This window comes from uncultured Dokdonia sp. (assembly GCF_947492535.1).
Classification (GTDB): Bacteria; Bacteroidota; Bacteroidia; order Flavobacteriales; family Flavobacteriaceae; genus Dokdonia.
Genome location: NZ_CANLNH010000014.1, coordinates 93,819 through 119,291, shown reverse-complemented (window position 1 = coordinate 119,291; position 25,473 = coordinate 93,819). Strand labels below are relative to the sequence as shown.

General features: G+C 35.2%; 22 protein-coding genes and 1 tRNA gene. 7 read left to right on the top strand and 16 right to left on the bottom strand.

All coding sequences use genetic code 11. The annotated features are described in order from the left end of the window. Position 1: 1 nt before the first annotated feature. Positions 2–76: transfer RNA gene (locus tag Q1A60_RS17155), tRNA-Val, on the bottom strand. Positions 77–244: 168 nt separating this feature from the next. Here Q1A60_RS17155 and Q1A60_RS17150 point away from each other — a divergent pair. Continuing rightward, positions 245–1,954 carry a hypothetical protein gene (locus Q1A60_RS17150; RefSeq protein ID WP_299767532.1) on the top strand — a complete coding sequence of 570 codons (1,710 nt, stop codon included), beginning with the start codon at positions 245–247 and terminating at the stop codon, positions 1,952–1,954. Positions 1,955–1,956: 2 nt separating this feature from the next. Here Q1A60_RS17150 and Q1A60_RS17145 read toward each other — a convergent pair whose 3' ends face one another. The 10 genes from Q1A60_RS17145 to Q1A60_RS17100 all read right to left on the bottom strand — a co-directional run bounded on the left by Q1A60_RS17145 (position 1,957) and on the right by Q1A60_RS17100 (position 12,774). Next, positions 1,957–3,174, bottom strand: a complete 1,218-nt coding sequence (locus tag Q1A60_RS17145; RefSeq protein WP_299767638.1) for a folylpolyglutamate synthase/dihydrofolate synthase family protein — start codon at positions 3,172–3,174, stop codon at positions 1,957–1,959. Between the two features lie 3 nt (positions 3,175–3,177). After that, the gene (locus Q1A60_RS17140; protein ID WP_299767533.1) at positions 3,178–5,652 is read right to left on the bottom strand and encodes a T9SS type A sorting domain-containing protein; all 2,475 of its coding nucleotides are present in this window, start codon (positions 5,650–5,652) and stop codon (positions 3,178–3,180) included. A 203-nt stretch (positions 5,653–5,855) separates the two neighbouring features. Then, positions 5,856–6,209, bottom strand: a complete 354-nt coding sequence (locus Q1A60_RS17135; protein ID WP_299767534.1) for a hypothetical protein — start codon at positions 6,207–6,209, stop codon at positions 5,856–5,858. A gap of 127 nt (positions 6,210–6,336) precedes the next feature. Then, positions 6,337–7,170, bottom strand: coding sequence for an energy transducer TonB (locus Q1A60_RS17130; protein WP_299767535.1), 834 nt, complete (start codon positions 7,168–7,170; stop codon positions 6,337–6,339). 46 nt (positions 7,171–7,216) lie between these two features. Then, positions 7,217–7,609, bottom strand: a complete 393-nt coding sequence (locus Q1A60_RS17125) for a biopolymer transporter ExbD (protein WP_299767536.1) — start codon at positions 7,607–7,609, stop codon at positions 7,217–7,219. A 1-nt stretch (position 7,610) separates the two neighbouring features. Continuing rightward, positions 7,611–8,315 carry a MotA/TolQ/ExbB proton channel family protein gene (locus tag Q1A60_RS17120; RefSeq protein WP_299767537.1) on the bottom strand — a complete coding sequence of 235 codons (705 nt, stop codon included), beginning with the start codon at positions 8,313–8,315 and terminating at the stop codon, positions 7,611–7,613. Between the two features lie 51 nt (positions 8,316–8,366). Then, complete coding sequence (nhaD, locus tag Q1A60_RS17115) at positions 8,367–9,734, bottom strand: sodium:proton antiporter NhaD (RefSeq protein ID WP_299767538.1); 1,368 nt, start codon at positions 9,732–9,734, stop codon at positions 8,367–8,369. 23 nt (positions 9,735–9,757) lie between these two features. Beyond that, complete coding sequence (locus Q1A60_RS17110; protein WP_299767539.1) at positions 9,758–10,984, bottom strand: Glu/Leu/Phe/Val dehydrogenase dimerization domain-containing protein; 1,227 nt, start codon at positions 10,982–10,984, stop codon at positions 9,758–9,760. Between the two features lie 121 nt (positions 10,985–11,105). Next, complete coding sequence (locus tag Q1A60_RS17105; RefSeq protein WP_299767540.1) at positions 11,106–11,501, bottom strand: ArsC/Spx/MgsR family protein; 396 nt, start codon at positions 11,499–11,501, stop codon at positions 11,106–11,108. A gap of 202 nt (positions 11,502–11,703) precedes the next feature. Further along, positions 11,704–12,774 carry an anhydro-N-acetylmuramic acid kinase gene (locus tag Q1A60_RS17100; RefSeq protein ID WP_299767541.1) on the bottom strand — a complete coding sequence of 357 codons (1,071 nt, stop codon included), beginning with the start codon at positions 12,772–12,774 and terminating at the stop codon, positions 11,704–11,706. A gap of 83 nt (positions 12,775–12,857) precedes the next feature. Here Q1A60_RS17100 and Q1A60_RS17095 point away from each other — a divergent pair, with 83 nt between their 5' ends. The 6 genes from Q1A60_RS17095 to Q1A60_RS17070 all read left to right on the top strand — a co-directional run bounded on the left by Q1A60_RS17095 (position 12,858) and on the right by Q1A60_RS17070 (position 18,411). Further along, the gene (locus tag Q1A60_RS17095) at positions 12,858–14,000 is read left to right on the top strand and encodes an acyl-CoA dehydrogenase (protein WP_299767542.1); all 1,143 of its coding nucleotides are present in this window, start codon (positions 12,858–12,860) and stop codon (positions 13,998–14,000) included. A 257-nt stretch (positions 14,001–14,257) separates the two neighbouring features. Continuing rightward, entirely contained in the window at positions 14,258–15,088 is an 831-nt protein-coding gene (locus Q1A60_RS17090; RefSeq protein WP_299767543.1) for a DMT family transporter, read from the top strand. Between the two features lie 180 nt (positions 15,089–15,268). Next, complete coding sequence (locus Q1A60_RS17085; protein ID WP_299767544.1) at positions 15,269–15,757, top strand: hypothetical protein; 489 nt, start codon at positions 15,269–15,271, stop codon at positions 15,755–15,757. A gap of 195 nt (positions 15,758–15,952) precedes the next feature. Further along, positions 15,953–16,255, top strand: a complete 303-nt coding sequence (locus Q1A60_RS17080; protein ID WP_299767545.1) for a hypothetical protein — start codon at positions 15,953–15,955, stop codon at positions 16,253–16,255. 4 nt (positions 16,256–16,259) lie between these two features. Beyond that, on the top strand, positions 16,260–16,391 hold the full coding sequence (locus Q1A60_RS17075; RefSeq protein ID WP_299767546.1) for a hypothetical protein: 132 nt from the start codon (positions 16,260–16,262) through the stop codon (positions 16,389–16,391). 208 nt (positions 16,392–16,599) lie between these two features. Then, positions 16,600–18,411 (top strand): zinc-dependent metalloprotease, encoded by a 1,812-nt coding sequence (locus tag Q1A60_RS17070; protein ID WP_299767547.1) that lies wholly within the window; start codon positions 16,600–16,602, stop codon positions 18,409–18,411. 75 nt (positions 18,412–18,486) lie between these two features. On the opposite strand, the gene Q1A60_RS17065 is transcribed toward Q1A60_RS17070, so the two are convergent. The 5 genes from Q1A60_RS17065 to Q1A60_RS17045 form a co-directional block, all read right to left on the bottom strand. Beyond that, a complete protein-coding gene (locus Q1A60_RS17065) occupies positions 18,487–20,208 on the bottom strand; it encodes a M28 family peptidase (RefSeq protein ID WP_299767548.1) in 1,722 nt (573 codons plus the stop codon). A gap of 9 nt (positions 20,209–20,217) precedes the next feature. Further along, complete coding sequence (locus tag Q1A60_RS17060) at positions 20,218–23,064, bottom strand: pitrilysin family protein (protein WP_299767549.1); 2,847 nt, start codon at positions 23,062–23,064, stop codon at positions 20,218–20,220. Positions 23,065–23,172: 108 nt separating this feature from the next. Further along, on the bottom strand, positions 23,173–23,733 hold the full coding sequence (locus Q1A60_RS17055; protein WP_299767550.1) for a phosphatase PAP2 family protein: 561 nt from the start codon (positions 23,731–23,733) through the stop codon (positions 23,173–23,175). A gap of 6 nt (positions 23,734–23,739) precedes the next feature. Beyond that, a complete protein-coding gene (locus Q1A60_RS17050; RefSeq protein ID WP_299767551.1) occupies positions 23,740–23,970 on the bottom strand; it encodes a hypothetical protein in 231 nt (76 codons plus the stop codon). Between the two features lie 45 nt (positions 23,971–24,015). Further along, positions 24,016–25,386 carry an MATE family efflux transporter gene (locus Q1A60_RS17045; RefSeq protein WP_299767552.1) on the bottom strand — a complete coding sequence of 457 codons (1,371 nt, stop codon included), beginning with the start codon at positions 25,384–25,386 and terminating at the stop codon, positions 24,016–24,018. Positions 25,387–25,473 lie beyond the last annotated feature (87 nt).

The following is a 25,473-nucleotide window of genomic DNA, read 5'->3' as shown; positions in this document are numbered from 1 at the left end:
GTGGGCGCGAAGGGATTCGAACCCCTGACCCCTTGGGTGTAAACCAAGTGCTCTGAACCAACTGAGCTACGCGCCCTTTCTTACAATGCGGGTGCAAATATAAGCTAAAGTTTGTGAGTGTAAAATGTTTTAGCAAAAAATAATTAATTCTTTTAAAAAAAAAATTAACCGCCTATGATAACTTCCTAATCTATAATTAGAAAACGACAGTATTAATTTTAATATCTTAGCTCAAAAAGCATTCTTGAAATATATTTCTTTAATAGATGAACTAGGCATTACTGTACATACGATACAGTCCATCAACGCAGCTCGAATTGAGCAATTAAAAAAACAATTAGAGTTCGAAGAGATATTAAATAGTGATATCAAGGTAACAGAACACCTACAATTAATAAATCAACTTGAAGATCCAACGATTAGAGAAGCTACCATTTTTATAGAAAGGCATCCATGGCTCAAAAAGATATTGCTAGAAAATTATAAAGAATTAGATAGTACATCATTTGATTCTACCTATGATCCAAGAGCTATAGCTTCCCATACAAAAACATATATAGCACCTTTCTTACAACAAACCCTTTCAACTACCCTCTCTTATTTATTACAGGAAAGGAAATTGGAGCTTTTAGCGCGAACGGTATCTCAAAAACGCTTCTTTTCAGAAGAAGTACAACAAGAAATCACCTCTTTTTTTGCGACACAAATCAATCAGGCAAAAAACTATATAGTCGATGGGAAATTAAAAACATCGCAAGAACCTGTTTCTTTTCTGCATCATGCTGATTTTGTAGAAAGTATCAATATGTACTTAGAACCTTTAACAGATGAGGTTACTGAGATGAATAGTGCTATAATTCGCGTTTACAACCTCAACCAAAGTGCTAGAAATACTGAATGGGGGTTTGCCATTGCTGTGATGATAGCCTTTGGGAAGCTATCCTTTTCTAATTCACAACAACAAGAAGTATTTAAAAAAAATGCTTCTATGGCAACCACTAGTAAGTTTAAACCTGATCGTGTAGCCTTTAATACACCTAATTCTCAAAGTAACAATTCTAAGGGCACCTACATTATTATTGCATTTGTTGCTGTTATTTTTATTGCGATCATTGCTACGATACCCTTTATTAATAGAAATTCTAGTACTGATTATTATTACGAAGATGATAGCGATATCTCTATTGAAGAACATGATAACGAAAACCAACAAGACAGCGAGTATACAGATTCTGATGCATCAACAGACACAAAGGAAGAAGAACTTGAAGAAACTGCCACAGATATCACTGAATTATTAGCACAGCCTACAGAAGAAGATACAACTACAGAAGAAAAACCTCAAAGAACCGTAAGTGATGAATACATAACCTTGCCCAATCAATCCAAAAGAAATACACAAGACAGCCATATACGTTTCTTCTATAATTTAAAAAACAAGGTTACTAAAGGAGATGATAACGAAGCTATAGAAATTATAAGAGTTACTCCTTTTACAAACCCATATCCAAAAACATTCAATACCATAGAAGAAGCTACTGATAAAAATGACAACACACAATTAGAAATAGTTAATAATACTCAAAAAGAACTTATTATCTTCAAGCTTCAAGACGGCATAGATGAAGCCATTATCATACCTAAAGCACATAATGCTGCTTTAAATTTCAAACAAGGAGATTCTATTGCTTTTTACGCAGGCAATGATTTTACGAGTAGTCGTTTTTCTCATTTTACCAGAGAACAAGACATCTCTAACATATATAAAATCAACACACTCTCTACTTCTTCTAAAATTGAAGTATCTCCCTTCAAAGACAACTCAGGATCTGCAAAAAATGCTAAGTATCATAGAAGTATTGAATCCCTCAAGTTGTATAATCTAGAAACAAAAAAATTGAAACCTATTGAGTCTTTATATAGAGATTTTTACAATGCATATTATGGGAAGTAAACTTAAAGCACCTCTGCTACTACAAATGTACTTCCGCCTATAAAAATTAAATCCTCGGGTGTTGCATCCTTTTTTGCCATCTGTAAAGCTTCTTCTACAGACTCATAAGGATATCCTTTCAAATCAAAACGAGAAGCTGTTTCTTGTAATTTTACAGCAGACATCCCTCTAGGAACAGACGGTTTACAGAAATAATAAATAGCATGTTTGGGAAATAAAGGTAATATGCTTTCTAAATCCTTATCAGACACGACTCCTAATACGATATGTAACCGATCATAATCTATCGTTTCTAATTGAGGTAGTACATAAGAAAGTCCTTCTTTATTATGCCCTGTATCACAAATAATTGTAGGTTCTTCTCCTAGTGATTGCCACCTTCCCTGAAGTCCTGTATTTTTTACAACATTCAATAATCCTTTAGCTATATGCTGTATTCCAACGCCGTATCCCTTATGCTGTAATTGAGCGATAACTACTTGCACTGTGCGGATATTATGTTGTTGATACGTTCCTGTAAGGTCAGATTTCATAGGGATTGCATCAAACTTGTATGCTTTGTGTAGTGGTGCATTACGCTTTCGCGAAAGCGTATCAAACACCATTTCCGTTTCTGGATGATACTCCCCTATAACAACTGGAATCCCTTCTTTGATAATTCCACCCTTTTCAAATGCTATTTCTGAATGTGTATCTCCTAAAAATTGCATGTGATCTAATCCTATATTTGTGATCACAGATACTTCTGGAGTAATAATATTAGTACTGTCTAATCGCCCGCCTAGTCCAACTTCAATAATTGCGATATCAACCTCTTGACTGGCAAAATAATCAAACGCCATTCCTACGGTCATTTCGAAAAAAGAGAGCTGGTTTTCTTCAAAAAAGAGTTTATTAGTAGCTATAAAATCGACGACATATTGTTCGCTTACCGGCACTCCATTTATTCGGATACGTTCTCTAAAATCTTTTAGATGTGGTGACGTATATAAACCTACTGTATATCCAGCTTCTTGTAAAACAGAAGCAAGCATATGACTTGTAGAACCTTTTCCATTAGTACCAGCAATATGAACAGATGTAAACTTCTCCTGCGGATTCCCAAGATGATCTGCTAGCAATATCGTATTGCTAAGATCTTCTTTATAGGCTACTGCTCCCTGACGTTGGTACATAGGAAGTTGAACAAATAGCCAATCTAACGTCTCTTGATATGTGATAATTTATTTTTTTAAAAGCTTACGCGAAAATACTTCATTGTTTCCTTTTACCTGTACAAAATACATCCCTTTTGGTAAACTATGAATAGCTAATGTTGTTGTAAGTGTTTCTAATTTTTGAGTAAGCATTACCTGCCCTAATGAATTGTAGACTATAATTTCTGCATTAGGAACAAATCGTTCTAACACTACGGTTGTCTCAGAAGAAGCTGGATTAGGAACTATAGAAAGGATATTATCTACTCCAGAAAACTCTTCTACACTTAATTCTCCGACATATCTAGTATACGCAGAACGTCCATACGTCCCTGCATATAGTTGTGTCTCACCCATCATATATAAATCATTAACAACAACAGCTGGTAAATCTCCATAAACATACCAATCATCACCAGGAGAAGAAGCTGCAAAAACCCCAACATCTGTAGCTACAAAATAGCCTTCATAATGACTATACTCGATATCATTTACAGGAATGTCTGGAAGATTTGTAGTGATATCTGCCCAAGTATCACCGTTAGACGTACTGTAAAAGATATGACCATCATCTTCACCAAAACGATATCCAGAAAAAGTCACAAAGACTTCCTGAGGATTTAGTGTAGATGCTTTTACTTTGGTCACCCATCGATTAGGAAGGCTAGAAGAGATATTCTCCCAACTATTCCCTCCATCTAATGTACGCCATACATTTCCATCATCGGCTCCTGTATAAATAATATTACTATCTAGTGGTGATACATCAATACTGGTTAAGCTTCCAAAATTTAGGTTTCCAGTACTTGGCCCGTTGGTAAGGTCATCACTTATAGGTATCCAAGAATCTCCTCCATCTATACTTCTGTATACACGTTGTGTACCATAATATAAAATATCATTATTCTCAGGATCAAAGGCTATAGGCGTGTCCCAATTATTACGATCTAAAGGATCTATACCATTCAAAATACTTTGAAAAGAAGCTCCATCATCTGTAGAGCGTCGTAAGCTACCTCGCTGCGCTAAAGCATATATGATATCACTATTATCTTTATTAATCAAAGGCTGAAAGCCATCCCCTCCCGTAATAATAGCCCAATCGTCTATACTTCCTGTCGTAGTACGCATCGTACTATTATCTTGAGACCCTCCATATAGTCTACCAAAACTTTCTGCTGTAAAACGATAAAACTGTGTAATCGGGAGAGTCAAATCTTTTTCAGAAGTTGCGCCACTATCTGTACTTGTGTACAACCCTCCGTCATTTCCTAAAAACACATTAGATGCATCATCGGGATGAAATGCTAATGCATGTTGATCTACATGAACTCCTGGAAATGTTTGTTGCCAGGTAGCACCTCCATCGGTTGTTTTTTGCATATCAAAACCTACGTGATATACCTCATCTTCATTTTCAGGATTGATAAATAATCCTCCAAACCACCAATGAAAGCCGACATTTGTAATTTCTGAACTATTGATAGTCGACCATGAATCTCCTCCATTTATAGACTTATAAAACCCTTGTACCGAACCTACCGCATCTGCATAGGAAGCATACAAGACATCTGGGTTAGATTGAGAAATATCAATACTTATTCTTCCTTTTTGACTACCTTCAGTTGGTAGGCCAGTTGTTAATTCCACCCAAGTATCGCCTCCATCTGTAGATCTATAAATTCCTGAAGTATCTCCTCCATAACTCCTATTTTCAGGAGTTCGTTCACGCTCCCAGGCAACAGCATATAGTATATCTGAATTCGTAGGATGAATTGCCATATCTACGACGCCTGTTTTTTCACTTATAAATAAAACGTGTTCCCAAGTAGTTCCTCCATCTATAGTACGGTATACACCTCTATTGCCATCATTACGAAATAAAGGACCCATAGCACCTACATATATAATAGATGGATCATCAGGATCAATTAGTACTTTCCCAATACTACCTACTTCTTCTAACCCTACAGATTCCCATGTATCACCCGCATCATTACTTACATACACACCATCTCCATCATATGCAAGAGAACCACCACCAGCATTTACCTCCCCTGTACCTACTGCGATAATAGTATTATTACTTTTAGAAATATCTATATCACCTATAGCTAGCATAGGTTGGTCATCAAAAATAGGTTCCCAATTCGCACCATTATCTACGGTTCTAAAGATTCCTCCTGAAGCGGCAGCAACATAGATAACATCTTCTGTCCCAGCGACTACCTCTACATCTGTAATACGACCACCTATATTAACAGGCCCTACAAAAATCCAAGGATTAACATCATCACTTTGTATTTGTGCTAGATTTTGTTTCCAATGTGCTGCTTCTCGGTAAGCACCCGGTTTTAACTCACCCGTAGGATATGCACGTTGCATAAACATAAGATCAAAAGGTGATTTTTCTTCGTTTTGTATAGTACTTTCTGTTTTCTGCTCGCAAGAAACAAATGCAAAAAGAACTAATAAAATGGGAAATACGAATCTATTTTTCATAATAGCGAATCTTTAAGATATGATAAAGGTACACTAAGAAAATTATGTTTGAATAGTAAAAATTACCAAAAAGAGAACTAATAGTTGCAAATTTCACGAATACAGTATATTCAAAATTAGTACTCATAAGACAAAAAGAAAGCATAAAAAAAGAGCAGCTCTATGATAGAGCTGCTCTTTTTTATGATTGAAACGATTACTTTCTAAGCATGAAAATAACGTTCATTTATAATTTTTCCATCTCTCCAAACAGTACGATTTACTTGTTCAAATCTATGAGAGACACCATCATTTGTCGTAAATTCCATTACAGCTTCATAATATGATGTATCACCACTCACTGCAATATTTTTCATTTCATAGCCTCCAAAATCAGTGACTGTAGCTAGTAGTTCTTTTTCTGCGATTAGCGCAGTCTCTTTTCCTATTTTAGGTTCGTTATTTGCTTCCTGTAAAACTACATCATCAGCTAAGTATTTTTCCATAGCTTCTATAAATTGTCCTTTCCCTAATAATTCTTTAAGATCTAATAATGCATTTTTGATTTGATTTTCCATTTTATGTTTATGATTTACGTTAATTTTTTATATGCCCATTGAGTCGGCAAACAAAAAATCACTTACAGGCTTTATCGTGTCAATACCGACACAAAGCTTGTCAATTTTCCTAAAAATGAATTATTTTTTAATCAGAAAGGCTAAATCTGTAGACGATTTTTCCTATTTGCTTAGAAGGTGCTTTTGAATCTGCATTAAATTTGGTGGCAAGTGCGGCCGCTTTTGCAGGATCTAAAAGACATTTTGTATTATTGGTTGTCCCACGTACGCCAGGTACCGCTTTGATTACTTTTCCAGTACGATCTACTTCTATACTCACGACAACAATTCCTGCCTCATTACATTCTTGTACACGTTTTGGTTTTCCTAATGCTTTACGTCCTCCTAACTGGTAGTTCCCATCACCATCTAGCCCTTTTCCAGTTCCGTAATAACTAGATGCATTTGGATCGCCATTCGGATCTCCTTTATCTCCTGCTTGATTATCATCACCTTCTCCTCCTTGTGCAGTACCATCTTTTTTTGGACCATTAATTAAGGCATCTAATGCATTTGTAGTACTCTTATCTGGTGTAGGATCAGGTTTTGCTTCTTCTACAGGTTTTTCTTCAGGTTTCTCTTTTGGCTGTTCTACCTCAGGTTTTGGGGTTTCTTCAGGTTTTTCTTCTATGACTGGAGCGTCTTCTGTGTCTTGTGTCACTACCTCTTCTGTAATTTCAGGTTGAGGTGGTGTTGGCACAGGCTCTGGTGCTGTATTTTTCGGAGCAGAAGCGACAGGTTTAGTAGGTTGTACATTTCCAGACCCCACACTAGACGTTCCAAAGTTTACAGCAATACCTCCTTCAGGGGGTGGATCTAAATAGTCCATTCCTACCCAAAACATAAGCAATAGGATGATCGCCATAATAATGCTACTTATGGTAAACGACTTTTTCTTATGTGGGGTATCTAAGTATGCCACGTTGTATGATTCTTTATACGATTTCGCGAAAGCGTATATTTTATTTTTAATTAGGTCGTACTGCTAGTACAATTTTGTATTTATTACGATTTGCAATATCCATTATCTTAACGGCATTTTCGATAGGAACACCTTCTTCTGCTCTCAGAATAATGGTAGGTTCTTCTACACCATTTAGCTCTTTAGTGATAAAAGCTTCAATACCTCGTTCACTTATACGTTCCTTATTTACATAGTAATCCAGGTCTTTTGTGATACTCACAGATAAGTTCTGTTTATTACTTGTTTTCCCTTTTGCTTTTGGTAATATAAGATCTAATGCATCTGGAGTAATCGCAGGAGATGTTAATAAAAAGAAGACTAATAACAGAAAAACAATATCTGTCATAGAACTCATACTGAACTCTGGGCTTACTTTATTTCTTCCTCTGAGATTCATACTAGATAGGTTCGTTAAGTAAATCTAAAAAGTCTACTGCATTTGCTTCCATAGCATGTACTACTTTATCTGTACGTACCACAAGATGATTATATCCCATATATGCTATAATACCTACAATAAGTCCTGCTACTGTGGTTGTCATAGCCGTATAAATACCTTCGGCAAGTGTTCCCATATCTGCTTGACCACTACTGGTTGCTAGTGTATGGAAGGCAAGTACCATTCCTATTACGGTTCCTAAAAACCCGATCATAGGTGCCGCACCAGCAATGGTTGCCAGTACACTTACATTTTTTTCTAATCTGTATACTTCTAACCGACCGCTATTTTCTATAGCCGTATTAATATCTTCTAGTGGGTTTCCAATTCTAGAGATTCCTTTCGCAGTTAATCTTGCTACAGGAGAATTTGTTTGAGCACATAGTATTTTTGCGGCTTCTATATTTCCATTTGAAACATTATCACGAATTTGATTCATAAAGTTTCCATCTATTTTTGAAGCTGCTTTAATAGCAAATAGGCGTTCAAAATAAATATAAATAGCTACAAAAAGTAATACAAATAGTACTCCTATAATCACCATACCAGAAACACCTCCAGTAAGTAAAAGGTCTATTATAGAGAGTGTTTTTTCTACAGGCTCATCTGTAGAAAGTGCATCGGCAGCATCTTGAGCGCCTTCTTGCAATAACATATTAATCATAATTTAGGATTAGTTAAGTTCATAACGAATTATCTGGGGAATAAGTATGTGTTATAACGAGAACATAATGACTAAGTATATGTAACCTACTAAAAACCCTACAGCAGCGAGCCAAGATATTTTTTTAAGATACCAGATAAAATCTATTTTTTCCATTCCCATAGCGGCAACTCCTGCGGCAGATCCGATAATTAACATACTCCCTCCTGTTCCAGCTGCAAACGCAATGGCATGCCATAGATTACTATCTAGTGGTTCACTATACATTCCTATAGAAGCAGCTACCAATGGCACATTATCTATAATTGCTGAGAATACACCTAATAAGGCGACTACCACATCTTGATTAGGAATCGCAGCTTGTAATACTTCTGCTAAATAACGTAATGTACCTACTTCTCCTCCTCCAATGGTACCATATACAAGTGTTTCTAAAGCACCAACAGCCATTAATATTCCTAAGAAAAATAATATACTACTAATCTCTATACGAGATAGTGCTTTATGTGCTGAATATAAATGACGACGTTCTTTAGAGAAATCTTCTTCAGGGTGAATATATTCTGAAACCAACCAAACAACTCCTAGTGCTAACATCATCCCCATGTATGGAGGTAAATGCGTTAATGTTTTAAAAATAGGCACAGAAACAATCATTCCTAATCCTAAAAATAGCATCGTTTTGCTACTAAGTAAGCGGCCAGCTTCTACATCTTCTTCTAATTCTTCTACTTCTATATCTCCTTTAAAAGCGGGTAAATACATAGCAATCCCAAAAGGAACAGCAAAACATAATATAGAAGGTACTACTAAAGTCTTAATAAGTCCCATTACAGAAACATTGTTTGCTATCCATAACATGGTTGTTGTTACATCTCCAATAGGTGACCATGCACCTCCTGCATTTGCTGCAATTACCACCATACCAGCAAACCAAAGACGTTCATTTTTATTACTGATTAATTTTCGCAATAGCGTAATTAAAACAATCGTAGCTGTAAGGTTATCAATGATTGCTGATAAGATAAAAGCTAACACTCCAATAATCCATAATAATCGCTTCTTACTCTTTGTACGGACTACTGACTTCAATATTTCAAAACCACGATGTAAGTCGATAATTTCAACAATAGTCATCGCTCCAATAAGGAACACTAGTATTTCTGCTGTTTTTCCTAGATGATGCAACAGGGTGTTTTCAAATCCATGTTTTGCGTCTTCTCCTCCAGACAGAAAGCTATACACATGCTCATGGGAATCAATTACATTAAACCATCCCTGACTAAATCCTACTGCTAAGAAAGCCCACATTAAGGAAGCCATGATAAGTGCAGGTACTGTTTTATCAAGTTTTAAAGGATGTTCAAGGGTAATTGACAAGTAGCCAATAACAAAAATTAATATAATAACGGATTCCATAAAAGTTGGTTTTTAAGAAGCTTTTAAAGTAATTGTTTTAAAGCAATTTCAAAAGCAGTATTGCTAATATTTTTTGTATTTTTATTTTGATCATATGTTTGTTGAATTGCTTTTCTAATGATCCTAGAAGTATCATTAAAAATAGCGTCATCCGTCATTTGCACTTTACGTTCCATAAAATAGGCAAATACACGCGCCATTCCGCAATTAGAAATAAAATCAGGGATCAGGCTTACCTTGGCATCAGTATGTTCCATGATAGGTCCAAAAAAGATTTCTTTATCTGCAAAAGGCACGTTTGCGCCACACGAAATCACTTCGAGCCCTGTATCGATCATACGATCTATTTGATCTTGCGTAATCAATCGAGATGCAGCACAAGGTGCGAATATCTCTGTCTCAAGATTCCAAATACGGTCATTCATCTCGTCAAAAGGAATTAAATTCTCTTCTCCTAAGGTATTTCCTTTCTTGTTGAGGTACATGGATTGTATTTCTTCAAAAGAGAATCCATTTTCATTTATAAGCCCTCCTACAATGTCTATAATCCCTACTATTTTTGCTCCCATTTGAGCTAGATAATATGCAGCTGCAGCTCCTACATTTCCAAAACCTTGCACGACAGCACGCTTTCCTTTTATATCTCCTCCATAAATATCATAATAGTGATGTACAGCTTCTGCCACACCATATCCCGTAATCATATCGGCTACTGTATACTTTCGTGTTACATCTGGAGAGAATTTAGGATTTTCAATCACTTTTATAACGCCTTGACGTAATTGGCCTATTCGGTTAATTTTATCTGCTTCTGTAGGTTGAAAGTGCCCTGTAAAAACACCTTCTTGAGGGTGCCAAACACCACTCTCTTCTGTGATAGGTATTACTTCATGAATTTCGTCAACATTTAGATCACCTCCTGTTCCATAGTAACTCTTAAGTAATGGAGAAACAGCTTTATACCAACGTTCTAAAACACCTTTCTTACGCGGGTCTTTAGGATCAAAATTAATCCCTGATTTTGCCCCTCCAATAGCAGGTCCTGAAACTGTAAATTTTACTTCCATGGTTTTTGCCAATGAAAGCACCTCATTCATATTAAGTCCTTTACGCATACGAGTACCCCCACCGGCAGCACCTCCTCGTAAAGAATTAATTACCACCCAGCCTTCTGCTTCTGTCTCTGGGTCATTCCAATGAAAAACAATTTCTGGGGTTTTATCTTCGTACTTTGCTAGTAGTTCTCTCATATAGTATGTACACCTAAAAAAGTAATTAGTGTATTACAAATATAAAAAGTACAATGTACTTATGCGCTAAAGAATCTATAATATAAATAGAAAAACAAAGATTATATTGTGAATATCTTATTTAGGAGAAGATCGTATTTTTGTTTGTATAATTAGAAACCCTTTTTCTATTCTCTTTTAGTAGATTAATAACTTTTTTAGGAGGACGTCCTATAACCGCTTGATTTCCATTTACTATAATAGGTCTCGTAATAAGCCCATGATTTTCGAGCATTAGATGTATCATCTCTTCTTCTGTTAATGCTAAGTGTTTATAAAACTTTTTCCAATCTGGATGATCTTCTCGAATAAGATCGACTGCAGATATATTTAATTTTTTAATAAGATCTTGAATAATTTCTAATGTAAGTGGTTCTTTAAGATAGTGTACCTTTTTATAATTTACTTTTTTACTTCTCAAAATAGCTAAACAAATAAGAGAGTATACACATCCTGGGTCGTGGTAAATTACATACATAATCATTATGTTTTAGGGTTAAAAACAAACGTACTGTTCTTCCATATGTCAACCCCGAAACTAAATCCTTACTAAGTTATTTTAAATCAGATGCTTAATAATGTAATACAGCTTACATTCCTGTTTCTCAAACAGCTAATTTTCAAAAAAATACTTTATGAGAATTTGACATTATATTTTATTCTTATAAGAAAAGTAAAACTCAATAAGTATAATCTATAACAACACCAGAGCTATGATCTTTACTCGCTCCCGTAACGCTTGACAAGCAATTAATTACACCTTCTAATTTCAATACTCCTAACAGTCCAAAAATCAATGCTTCCTTATACTCAATAAGCAAATCATCAGGAAGTACCACTTTTATATCTTTTAATTTTTGTAATCGATACATTAGGAATTCATTATACGCACCTCCTCCAGTTACTAAGACCGAGCATTTCTCATCAAACTGATGTGCTAATTGCTGTGCTATATGCTCTGTAAAAGTGGCTAAAACATCTTTAGGATCTAAACGATATCTATGTATCAAAGGAAAAATAATTCCTTGCACCCATTCTACCCCTAAAGACTTCGGATAGGTTTTCTTATAGAATGGCAATGCGTTGAGTTCTTCTAATAATGATGTATTTATTGTTCCCGCTTTCGCGAAAGCGCCCTCAGCATCATACGCCTTTCCTAGCTTTTGAGCATAGGTATTCAGCACGGTATTTACTGCACAAATATCATATGCAATACGGATATTCTCTTTTTGCATGGATACATTTGCAAAGCCACCTAAATTAAGGCAATAGTCATATGCCGAAAATAATAACTGATCTCCAATCGGAACCAAAGGAGCTCCTTGACCACCTAAAGCAACATCTTGTACTCTAAAATCACATACTGTTTTACATTGAATAATTCTTGCAAGTTCAGGAAGGTTTCCTATTTGCAAGGTATATCCTTGATCTGGTTGATGCAAAATAGTATGTCCGTGAGAACATACAGCATCGATATGATCACGTGAAATGTTATTTTTTTCAATAAATCTATTAATTGCTTCCCCTAAGTATTGTGTATATGATGTATTGAGTTCTTCAAGTTGATTTTTAGTATACTGTAGCGCTTCTTGAAGTTTTTCTACCCAGAAGTGGTGATATGGCTGGGTTTCTGCTTTTATAATTTGAGCATTATACTGTGGTTTTACAGCAATCTTTACGTACGCAAAATCAATACCGTCTAGACTGGTTCCGCTCATCACCCCGATAACGTTATAGTATTTTCTTTCCATCACGTTAAAATTATTGAGAAAAATGTAAGATTCTAGTATCTTTGCATACAATTTTTACATAATTCTTAAAAAATTTTCCTCTTATGGATTTTAGTTTAACTGAAGAACATTTAATGATACGTGACGCAGCTCGTGATTTTGCTAGAACAGAATTACTTCCTGGTGTTATAGAACGTGATGAAAAACAGCAATTTCCTGCAGAACTTGTCAAAAAAATGGGAGACCTAGGTTTTCTAGGAATCATGGTAGATCCAAAATATGGAGGAAGTGGTATGGATGCGATTTCATATGTACTCATTATGGAAGAGCTATCCAAAATAGATGCATCTGCTTCAGTAATTGTATCTGTAAATAACTCGCTGGTATGCTATGGTCTTGAAGCCTATGGTAATGAAGAACAAAAACAAAAATATCTTACAAAACTTGCTACAGGTGAATTTGTAGGTGCATTTTGTTTAAGTGAACCAGAAGCTGGTTCTGATGCAACTTCGCAAGCAACTACTGCGATTGATAAAGGTGATCACTATGTACTTAACGGTACAAAAAACTGGATTACCAATGGTGGACGCTCTGATGTTTATTTAGTCATTGCACAAACAGATAGATCAAAAGGACACCGTGGTATTAATGCATTTATTGTTGAAAAAGGAATGCCAGGTTTTGAGATAGGTCCTAAAGAAGACAAATTAGGTATTAGAGGTAGTGATACACATACATTACAATTTAATGATGTTAAGGTTCCTAAAGAAAACCGTATTGGAGAAGATGGATTCGGATTTAAATTTGCAATGAAAACACTTTCTGGCGGACGTATCGGGATTGCGGCACAAGCCTTAGGAATTGCTTCTGGAGCGTATGAACTAGCGCTTAAATATTCTAAAGAGCGTAAAGCTTTTGGAACAGAAATATGCAATCACCAAGCAATTGCTTTTAAATTAGCCGATATGTACACAGAGATCGATGCTGCACGTCATCTTGTAATGAAAGCTGCATGGGATAAAGACCAAGGAAACAACTATGATCGTTCAAGTGCTATGGCAAAATTATACGCTTCAAAAGTAGCGATGGAGCATAGTGTAGAAGCTGTACAAATACATGGAGGAAATGGTTTTGTAAAAGAATACCATGTAGAACGTTTAATGCGTGATGCAAAAATCACTCAGATTTATGAAGGAACTAGTGAGATTCAAAAAATTGTGATCTCTAGAAGTCTGATCAAAGAATAAGATGTACTTTTTATACGCTTTCGCGAAAGCATATACCACATAAACAAAAGGAGAGCCTGTAATAGGCTCTCCTTTTTTGATGGGTGTCCATTTATCATTTTCATAATTTACATGTAGGTATTTTACCAATTATATATTTAAAGACTGCCCGTATATAGAATTATATATTCTTACGCTATATATGTATATAATGTAGATAAATTTAAAGTTAACTTTCATATTTATCGTACTTTCGTAAGGCAAACAAAACCATCTTTATGGGTAGAGGAATTGTGTATATGCTTATCGCCGCATTTGCCTTTGCGTGGATGAACCTTCTTGCAAAATACTTAGATGATTTTCATCCTTTACAGGTCGTTTTTTTTAGAGCTTTTGGCACTTTCATTTTCATTTTCCCTTACATGCTTATTAAAAAAGTTCCCGTGATAGGGAAAAATGTCATGTGGTTAAGCCTTAGAGGTGTATTGAGTTTTGTTTCTTTAGCTTTATTCTTTAAAGTAGTACAAGATATTCCGTTAGGTTCAGCGGTTGCTTTACGGTATACAGCTCCTATTTTTAGTGTTATTCTAGCCTATTTTTTTCTAAAAGAGGTTGTAAAATTAGGGCAATGGATCAGTCTAATTATATCAATAGTAGGTGCTTTTATTATGAAAGGTGTCGATTTTAGAATAGATACTACAAGTTTTATACTTATTATGCTTTCGTCAGTTCTTGTAGGGGGTGTATTTGCTATTGTACGCTACTTAGGATCACGCGAACACTTCCTAACGATCATCAATTACTTTATGGTCTTTTCGATTGTGGGTAGTTTCTTTTTCATTCAGCATTGGCGTATGCCTGTTGGTCAAGAATGGTGGTGGGTTACTTCGATAGGTATTTTAGGACTTATAGGTCAAGTATTCTTAACCCGTGCCTTTCAACTAGCAGACACAAGCACCGTAGCTCCTATTAAATATATGGAATTGGTGTATGCATTATTATTCGGTTTTTTTCTGTTTGATGAGAGCTATACGTTTTGGCCTATTGTTGGAATGACACTAGTCGTTTTAGGGATGCTTCTCAATGTTTGGATCAAACGGAAAGGGTAAATCTACAAATACATTAAAAAATCTTTTTTTTCTAGGGTAAGAATTGATAAGAATCAATACATACTTGTATATGGTTTTACTTATGCTGTAAGTATTCATATAAATTTCTTGCAAGAAGAGACACAAACTGTAAGTGTCTTAAAAAGTTTACAGTAAAACTAATTTTTTAAATTTTTATCCATGAAGCATTTTTTTAAAATCACGCTGCTTTTAGCATTATTTACTTTTGTCATTTCATGTTCTGAAGATGACGCCGAAGTTACACCTACTACAGAAAATCTTGAATTTTTAATTGATGATTTTGAAGTAGACACAACAACAGAAACAGGAAGAAGAAGTGTTTCAGCTGTTAGTTCTACGTTTTGTGGTTTTGTAGAAATTTCTGATTTTGATGCTGGTTATTCTGCTATAGGCCCTGGATTTCCTGTATATAGATCTGCTGTATATTTTCAGTTTGACTTTAACTTCACTCAAAGTCCACCACCTCCATGTGGTCTTGTAAATGTAACCTATGAGTTTATCATTAATGGAGTTACTCAAACAGAAACAGATATTTTTAATAGTTGTAGTTCAACTATCAACAGTTATTTTACAGCTTATACGCAACCTACAGAATGGCGTATGAAAATAGAAGATTGTGATTGGACTGATTTTATGCCATACAGATAAATCACTTATTTCTAAAAAATAATATCTATTAAACGAAAGCACTTATCAAAAATGAGTGCTTTCGTCTTTTAAAAGTATTATAGTTGTTCTAAAAGGTTTCTAGAAAAAGTATCTATCGCTTCTTGAGATTTTTTATTTTGTATTACTGCCTGTTCATCAAGAGTTATATCTTTCAAGCTAGCAAGTGCTTTTATTATGAAAGGTGTCGATTTTAGAATAGATACTACAAGTTTTATACTCATTATGCTTTCGTCAGTTCTTGTAGGGGGTATATTTGCTATTGTAGGCTACTTAGGGTCACGTGAACACTTCCTAACGATTATTAATTATTTTATGGTCATTTCGATTGTGGGTAGTTTCTTTTTCATTCAGCATTGGCATATGCCTGTTGGTCAAGAATGGGGGTGGGTTACTTCGATAGGTATTTTAGAACATAGGTTAAGTATTCTTAACCCGTGTATTTCAACTAGCAGACACAAGCACCGTAGCTCCTATTAAATATATGGAATTGGTGTATGCTTTATTATTCGGTTTTTTCCTATTTGATGAGAGCTATACGTTTTGGCCTATTGTAGGGATGATCCTTGTCGTCTTTGGTATGCTTTTGAATGTTTGGATAAAAAGCAGAAGGTAACTGTATACGCTTTCGCGAAAGCGTACCCATCTCTTATATAAGTATTACTAACACGATTCTAGAGTAGTAATACATCTTCAGAAATGCGGTAACACGTTTACTGGATTCCTGCATATTTTTAATATTTTTTTTCATGAAGTGGGTAAGAATTTATTCTTATCAGAACATTCTCATGGTTACTAATAATAAACTTTTAAACAATTAAAGTATGAAAAATTTAATTTTACTATTACTTATGCTATCATGGCCTATCCTAGCACAGGATAGTAATTGCCTAATAGGCTCGTCATCACAGACTAGGGCTGCTTTAATCACTCCTGGAGAATTGCATACTCCTACTGGAAATTTTGACACAAACGGGGATTATTGTATTGCCGTAAGAGCCCATCGGGTTACAACCACTAACCAGTCTGCTCCTGGAGTTCCAGATGCTGTTATAGAAGACAGAATGGAATCATTAGGCGCTTTTTTTGGTGATATTGACTTCGTATGGGATGGCGTAATTAATGTGGCCAATAGCACTGCACTTTATAACGCAGATGTTTCTGGTCTTCCATGTCCTTCATTTAATTTTGGACTTACAGACCCTTTTGATTCTTCTGGCGCTATTGATTTATTTTTTTATGATAAGAATTTAGGAGGCGGTAATAGTGCGGTCTCTGCAGCAGATGGTATTGCAAACCAGACAAGAATTATATTGAGTGTGAATAATAATGACATTAAAGCTATAAGTCATGAAATTGGTCATGTATTAGGACTATTTCACACGTATCATGGAACTTTTGGAGCAGGAACTAATTCTAATTGTGAAAATAGTGATGGTTATATGGGAAGTATAAATGGTACACACCGCGATATTGTAGAATGTGCCGATGGAAGTAATAGTATTGCTTCTGGAGATTTTGTAGCAGATACGCTTCCAGATTATTTTAATGATACATTTGTAGGAAATTGTACTATAGGAGTTGAGCCTATACAAGATGTTTGTGGAAGTGGATTGGATTACCCTGCTGGTGATCCAACAAACATTATGAGACCTACTCATTTTGCAGCCATGACTCCTGAATGTTTTAATCACTTTACAACGGGTCAAAAAAATAGAATGAAGTACTTTATTACTTCACAATCACATTTAAATAACTTACTTGTAGACTGTCCTATTCCTCCAGACCCATGTTTAAATTGTAATGGAGCTACTTTTGTAAGCCAAGCTATTGAAAACTCTGAAACAGAACTAGCTTGTGGTCAATACTCATTAACAGGTCCTTTTATCAGTAATATTTGTGATGAAGTTCGAGTATATTGGGACACTTCTCTCGGTGATGATGACTTTGTAATTCTTCATGATGATGATACAATTTATAATACATATGATGAAAATGGTTCTTATGAAGTACGTATTGAGGTTTGGAGAGCAGGACAAGAATGTGCTACTGCTACACGAACATTTACCATAGATGTTGATTGCATAAATGAATGTATGGACTGTACCACTGCTGGAAATGAACTAATAGGTAATATATTTCCTGCTTTTGGTTGTGGATCTTATAGATTACAGGTACCTAGCGAAATTTTAGATTGTTATACTGTGATTTTTAATCGAGGTATTTCTGCGACAGACAATGTGACTATCACAGAAGCTAATCTTATAAGTGGCAATTACTTCTTTAATTATAATTCAAATGGATCTTACAGTGCTAATATTACTTTATTTGATGGAAGTACTTCAAAATGTTATTTTAATAAAAAATCACTAAATATAAAGTGTCTTGGTATTATTCAAGATGAAAAAACAAGTGCATATCCAAATCCATTTTCAAATCAATTTACTATAGAAAACAGTTCTGAAATTGGTATTGAAAAAGTAGAAGTATATAACGCAACAGGTGTTCTCATAGAGAGTATACCTTATAAATTGGGAGAGCAAATTTCTATAAACAGAGGTTCTCAAGGTGTTTATTTCGCAAAAGTATATTTAGAAGATGGTTCTATAGAAACCATTCAACTTATTAAAAAATAAAAATAGAGTATACATTCAAAAAAAGCCCGTTTAAGCGGGCTTTTTTCATTCCATATATTATTTTAATAAAGCACTTTATAACTGACTTAATAAATTTTCAGAAAATGCACGTATCTTATTTTGGGATATCATAATCTCTTCATCTATATCAGGATCAGTTGTCATATCCTTTACGGTCGCTATCGTTTTTACATACCAATCACTCCATGCATTTAATATTTCTATTTGACTTTTTTTAGAGGCACCATCTACAATTGCATCTTTACTTAGTTCAAATTCTGTAGTTAATCGAGATTTTGCAACTTGCATGATCTCTTCTAGGATCCAACTTGCCGTAGTGGTATCACTATTAAGTAGTGTATAAGCACTTACTAGTGCTGCGATTCCTACATTTTTCATTGTTTCCTGAGACACTTTATCTATACGGTCATTGTCTGTATGATAAAATTGATCTGTAAAATGCCATAATAATATACCTGGAAGGTCAGCATCTAGAAAAGGTGTATGGTCACTACCACCTTCAAAAGGATTTGTTTGTACTTCCCAATTTGAGCGTTTGCCTTGCTCTTTAAAAACAGTTATTATAAAATCATTGAGGTAATGCGGTTTCATTTCTTCTAGCTTCATTTTCCTTCCTCCCCATTCTGAGTGTTTGTCATTACCTCGCGTCCATATAGCACTTGGGTCTGGCATTTTTTCAATAAGAAAAGTACCGCCTGTAATAGCTGTATTCTCTCCTACCATATCCAAGCTAATTCCCCAATTAATAGCCGAAGTACGTTTTTCTTTCTCTTCTATATATCTTCGTGTAGAAATAATTTCATCTCCCCAGAGAAATGTCAAGGTTCTTTTAAGGTCTAATTTTTTACTTTTAATAAGGTTTGCCGTAATGGAAGCCATCTCTAATTGAGTTCCTACTCCTGTTGCATTATCATTTGCTCCAGGTTCTTGAATATGCGCACTAAAGACTAAACTTTCTTTTGGCAATTCTGATCCCTTAACTGTAGCAACTACGGTAAGCTCTTCTGATGGATATATTTTCGTTTTCACGAAAGCATTCACTGTTACCTTGCCTTGAGACAGCTTCTTTTCTAATCGTTCTTTTGCTTGGTATGACAATGCAATACCCCATGCAGATATATCTTCATTGTATGGAATTCCTCTAAACTGAATGGATGTCACATTCTTTTCTGGTTGTAAATAGTCAGGGTTATTATAAGTAATAAGTCCTAAGGCACCTCCTTCTACAATAGTCTTTTTATATACCCTATAAGGACTCATATTTGTATAAATAATCTTGCCCTTTACATCTAACACCTCAAGATCTTCTATCTTTTCGAGATATATAACCTCAGCAGTAATACCATCTATTTGTGTCGAACTTGCATACTGATAGATCATATTCCTATTGGTTTTGTATTCTAACAAAGGAATTTCTTCACCCAGAATACGAAGTCTAGCATCTACAGGTTCCCAAGTAGGCCTTTTCATGGGCCTTTTTTCTATTCTATAGGTAAGAATAGCTCCTTTTGGTGCTGTGACTTCTTCTACAAACCCAACAGTTTCTAATTGTTCAACAATTTTATAAACTGTTTTATTGAATCCTGTATTTCCTGCAACTCTCCAAAATTGCTCTACAAAAGCAGTAGTTTCAAAGGCAATATCACCTTTAAACTCAGGGGCTACTTTTTCAAAATAAGCATCTGTTATAGCTATTGTTTCTTTTTTTTGAGAACACCCTAGTAAGAACAGGTTACCTAGTAGAAAAAGAGTTAAAAAATTATGTCTATATTTCATAGAAGATATCTACTTCTTAATTTCTTCCTTAGGATTTAACAACACAGGTGTCCCGTATCCCAATTGCTCTAGTTTTTTAAGCTGCGTTTTAGCATCTCCCACTACCAAATAAATCATTTTATTTGGATCTAGATACTTATCAGAAAGTGCTTTAATATCTTCTACTGTCATTTCACGTACAGTAGCTTCTCGTTGCTTTGCATAATCTACGGGAAGGTTTAGTTCTGAAATATTAGAGAGCATTCCTAATTTTGCTCCTGAAGTTTCAAAAGCACGTGCATTACTTTTAATTAAAAAGCTTTTTGAGACTTCTAAATCTTCTTCATTAAAATTGGCTCCGTACTCATTAAGTATCTGTTTTACTAAGGCAGCACTTTCATACGTTACATTAGAACGAACTCCGCTTGAAATTGTAAAAGCCCCAGGTAGTGCTGTTCCTGAAAACCTTGACCCAATTCCGTATGTATACCCTTTTCCTTCTCGTAATTGTTGCGTGAGTTGTGAAGCAAAACCACCACCTCCTAAACGGTAATTCATCACACGTGCAGGGTAATAATCTGGATCTGTCGCAGCAAGTGCTGGATACCCAAATCGTAATACAGATTGTTTTGCTCCTGGAACATCATAAAAATATACGGTAGATTGTTCTGGTCTTTTAGGCATTTCAAATGTAGGAATTGTTACAGGGGTCGCTTCTAAATTTTCATTAATACCTGCTAATGATTGAACTACTGTAGGTTCTTTTACATCTCCTACGATATACATATTTCCAACAGTAGGTGAAATATTTTTATAAAATGCTTTTAAATCTTCTATACTAATATTTGCGACAGAAACTAGTGTTCCTAATCGATTATGAGATAAGATATGGGTATCCCCATAAATAAGTTTTGCATATTCATTGGAAGCAACACTATTTGGGTTTGCTTGTTGTTGTACAATTTGATTCATCACACTTTGCTTGATAAGATCAAATTCTTTTTCATCCCAACGAGGTTGTAATACGATTTCTTCTACTAATGCCATTGTAGCATCATAGTTTTTAGCGAGTGTATTGCCTGTCACAACGATGCTTTCATTTCCTGCAAATACATTTATAGAAGCGCCTAAACGTTCTATAGCTTCTTCAAGTTCGGCTGTAGTTTTGGAAGCAGTTCCCTTTGTCATTAATCGCGCCATCAAATTAGAAACACCTACTTTTTCAGGATTTTCTAATAATAACCCTCCATCAAAACTCAACTGAAATTGTACTAATGGTACTTCTTTATTTTCTATTCCATACACTTTTATTCCAGAAGAAAGATCGGTTTGCCATACATCAGGAATGGTAAGCGCTGGAGCATCTCCATACGCAGGTTCTATAGAACGATCGAACGCAGAGGGTGTCTTTTCATATGTTGCAGCAATACTGGCATCAAAAGATTCTTCGGCGCCTTCTACGATTTTTTCTTCAACCACTTCTGCTAATTGCGAATTTTCTAACGCTAAATCAACTTGTCCGTTAGGCACAAAACTCGTAGCGATATAGTTTTTACCTTTTATATATGTATTATATACACGTTGTACATCTTCAACAGTAACGGCTAATATGTTTTCTATGTCTTTAGCTATAAATCCAGGATCATTAGCAAACACTTCGTATTGTGCTAATTGAAATCCTTTCCCAAGTACGCTAGACAATCCATTGTAAAAGTTAGTTTCCTGACCAGCTTTAATACGATCTATGGCAGACTGAGGGATTCCTTCTGATTCAAATTTCGCGAAAGCGGACTGAATCCCTTGCGCAATTTCATCCAAATCTTTTTCACTAAAAGCACGCACTTGAACACGATATTGCCCTGCTAATTCCGATGCATAATTATACATAGTTACTCCAGAGGTAAGTTGTTTCTCATCGACCAACACTTCATTAAAAGGAGCCTTCTTCCCATCAGATAGGTATTGGGCAAGCATATTAAGCGCATAAGAATCTTTATGATATAAAGGTACTGTCGGCCACGTCATTGTAAGTTGAGGTACACGTGCAAAGTTATCTTCATAATATAACTTTTTAGTTTCGGCTACAGTAATTGCTGGTTTTTCTAATGCAGGTATTTTTTCGCCTCTTTTTATTTCATCAAAATACTTATGTACCCACGCTTTAGTTTGCTCTGTATCAAAATCTCCAGCAATGGTTAATACAGTATTATTAGGAGTATACCATCGGTTATAAAAATCTTTTACATCTTGTAATGTTGCATTTTGCAAATCTTCCAAAGACCCTATTACTTGCCAATTATATGGATGATCTCCAGGATACAAATTTTTATCTACCACATATTGCACATGGCCATATGGTCGATTATCTACACTTTGACGTTTTTCATTTTTAACGACTTGTTTTTCTTTAGATAGCACAGGATCTGTTACAGTGTTTATAAACCATCCTAGCTTATCTGCTTCTGCCCAAATCATTTTTTCTAGCGCATCTTTTGGTACAGTTTGGAAGTAATTTGTTCTATCACGACTTGTAGACCCATTAGCTCCTGATCCTCCAATACGTGCACTCATTTTATCAAGACCTCCTTTCCCAAGGTTTTCAGATTCTAAGAATAATAAATGTTCAAATAAATGTGCAAACCCAGTACGCCCTTCTATCTCTCTCGCAGATCCCACGTGGGTTGTCAACGCTACTGCAACGACAGGATCTGACGTATCTTTATGCAAGACAACTGTCAAGCCGTTATCTAATGTGAATTTTTCAAAAGGGACATTAAATTCTTGAGATTCTTCTGTTTTTGTAGTTGTTTTCTCTTGGTTACAAGAAAAGAGTATAGAAACACTACAAAGTAGGATTAACAAACGAAATGGTTTCATATAGGTGTACTTATAATTAGGCTTCGAAGATACTTAAAAAGGAGAGGAGCATCTGTTAATTTAAGTTAACATATGTCTATACAATAGTACTCTCTATATAGTGAAGGTTTATGTGTATTTTCTAACAAAAAACTGTTGTATTCTATAAAAAGCAAACCCTAGTAAACCTCCTGCTATCATTCCTGTAAATACATCTAGCGGATAATGCACTCCTACATAAATACGACTATACCCGACAAATACGGCCCAAAACAACAATATAAAAATAAGGTTTCGGTATTTAGATTGTAATGCAAGTCCTGCAAAAACAGCCGTAGCCATGCTACTTGTTGCATGTCCAGAAAAATAGCCATAACGACCACAACGAGGCGCAATAAAACGCATGGTTTCTTCCCAAGAAAATATTTTACAAGGGCGAGGTCTTTGAATAAAGTTTTTAAAAAAGTCCGAAAGTTGGTCTGTTGCAGTAATCATAGCAGCCACAACTACCATTGTGATAAGCATTCCTTTCAGTCCAAATTTTTGATACATAAAAAACAGCAATAACGCATACAAAGGAATAGAAGATAACTTATTGGTCACTACCAACCAAAACTCATCCCAAGTCTCTGAACCAAGATTGTTTAGAAAAAGAAAAAGTTCCTGATCATATGCTGTAAGCGTTTCCATAGCTATTTATCCGTCTTTGTATTTTGCAATTTCTGCATCATAAAAAGCAGTGGCTTCCTTAATCGCATTTTCTGTTTCGGTGGCAAGCTCTGCTTCATCTTGCTTATCAAACTCTTCAAACCACTCTATCTCATCTTTGGTTAGATCTATGATAAATCTTGGAAACTCTGTATGAATCACAAAAATAGCATCTTCATGCGCTGAGTGATCACCTATAAGGAACTTTGGAATCGTCATTCTAAATGTCGTATTAGTTTATCAATATATATAGTATCCGAAAACTTATACAGTTGTCGAATTTTGATAGGATGTACTTCTGATTAATTTTTTGCTAAGGTAATTAAATCTAAAATAGAGCATCACTGCAGATGCTGTTAATCCTGCTAATAATCCTACCCAAACTCCTTGCGCTCCCATCTGATCTTCTTTCCCTAAATACCAACTCACAGGAAATCCAATAATCCAATAGGCTATAAAACAGATCCCCGTAGGAATGTTGACATCCTGAAGTCCTCTTAACGCTCCTAATATCGTTACCTGAATCCCATCACTTAATTGAAATAAGGCAGCTACTATGAGCAATTGAGAAGCGATCACAATCACCTCTACATCATCAATATAAATCGTTGGGAATACATCTTTAAATACAATGAATAACACAGCAAACACGGCTTCAATTAGAAATCCAAGTATAAATATAGAAATAGCTATACGTCGTAAATTAGGGTAATCTTTTTTTCCTTTTTGATTTCCCACTCGTATCGTTGCAGTTACTCCAAGTCCTACGGCGATCATAAAGGTCATAGATGCAAGATTAAGCGCTATCTGATTTGCAGCTTGCGCATTGGTCCCTAAAAGACCGCACAGAAATATAGCCGCTGTAAATATGGCCACTTCAAAAAGCATTTGTAATGCCGTAGGAAATCCTAGACGAAATAATTCTTTAAATTCTACCCATTTGATATGAGCAAAATTTGAAAACTGAAAATATGGGGTAAATCTACGCTTTCGCGAAAGCATATAAATTAATAATCCTAACATAAAAAAGCGCGAAATTAATGTTCCCCATGCAGCTCCTTCTACTTCAAGCCTTGGGAAGATCCAAATCCCATAAATCAATAAATAATTAAAAATCACATTAATCACATTTGCAATTAAAGTCGCATACATCGCATAACGTGTTTGAGAAAGTCCATCTGCAAATTGCTTAAACGCTTGAAATATCATTAAAGGAATCATAGAAAAAGCGACAATTTCCAAGTATGGAATTGCTAATTCTACTACTTCTTCCGGTTGATCTAAATAATACAAAATAGGCTTTGCAACTAATAACGCAAGGAATAATACAAGACCATTTACCGCACACATAATCACACCATGATGAAAATGTAATCTTCCCTTTTCTATATTATTTGCTCCATCTGTCTCTGCAATTAAAGGGGTTATTGCAAAAGAAAAACCAATTCCCAATGACAATGCAATAAACACCAAACTATTCCCAAGGCTTACAGCAGCAAGTTGAGCTGCTCCCAAACGACCTACCATGAGGTTATCTATAAAAGCTACCAAAATATGGCCTAGTTGCCCTAAAGCTATAGGGGCAGCTATGATCACATTCTGAGAAAATTCTTTCGTATATTTTTGAATTTGCATGATGATTTTTAAGCCTATGCTACGGGTTAGAATTGATCTACATCAAAACATACTTACAGGTGTCAAAAATAAGGCTTGCATACCAAC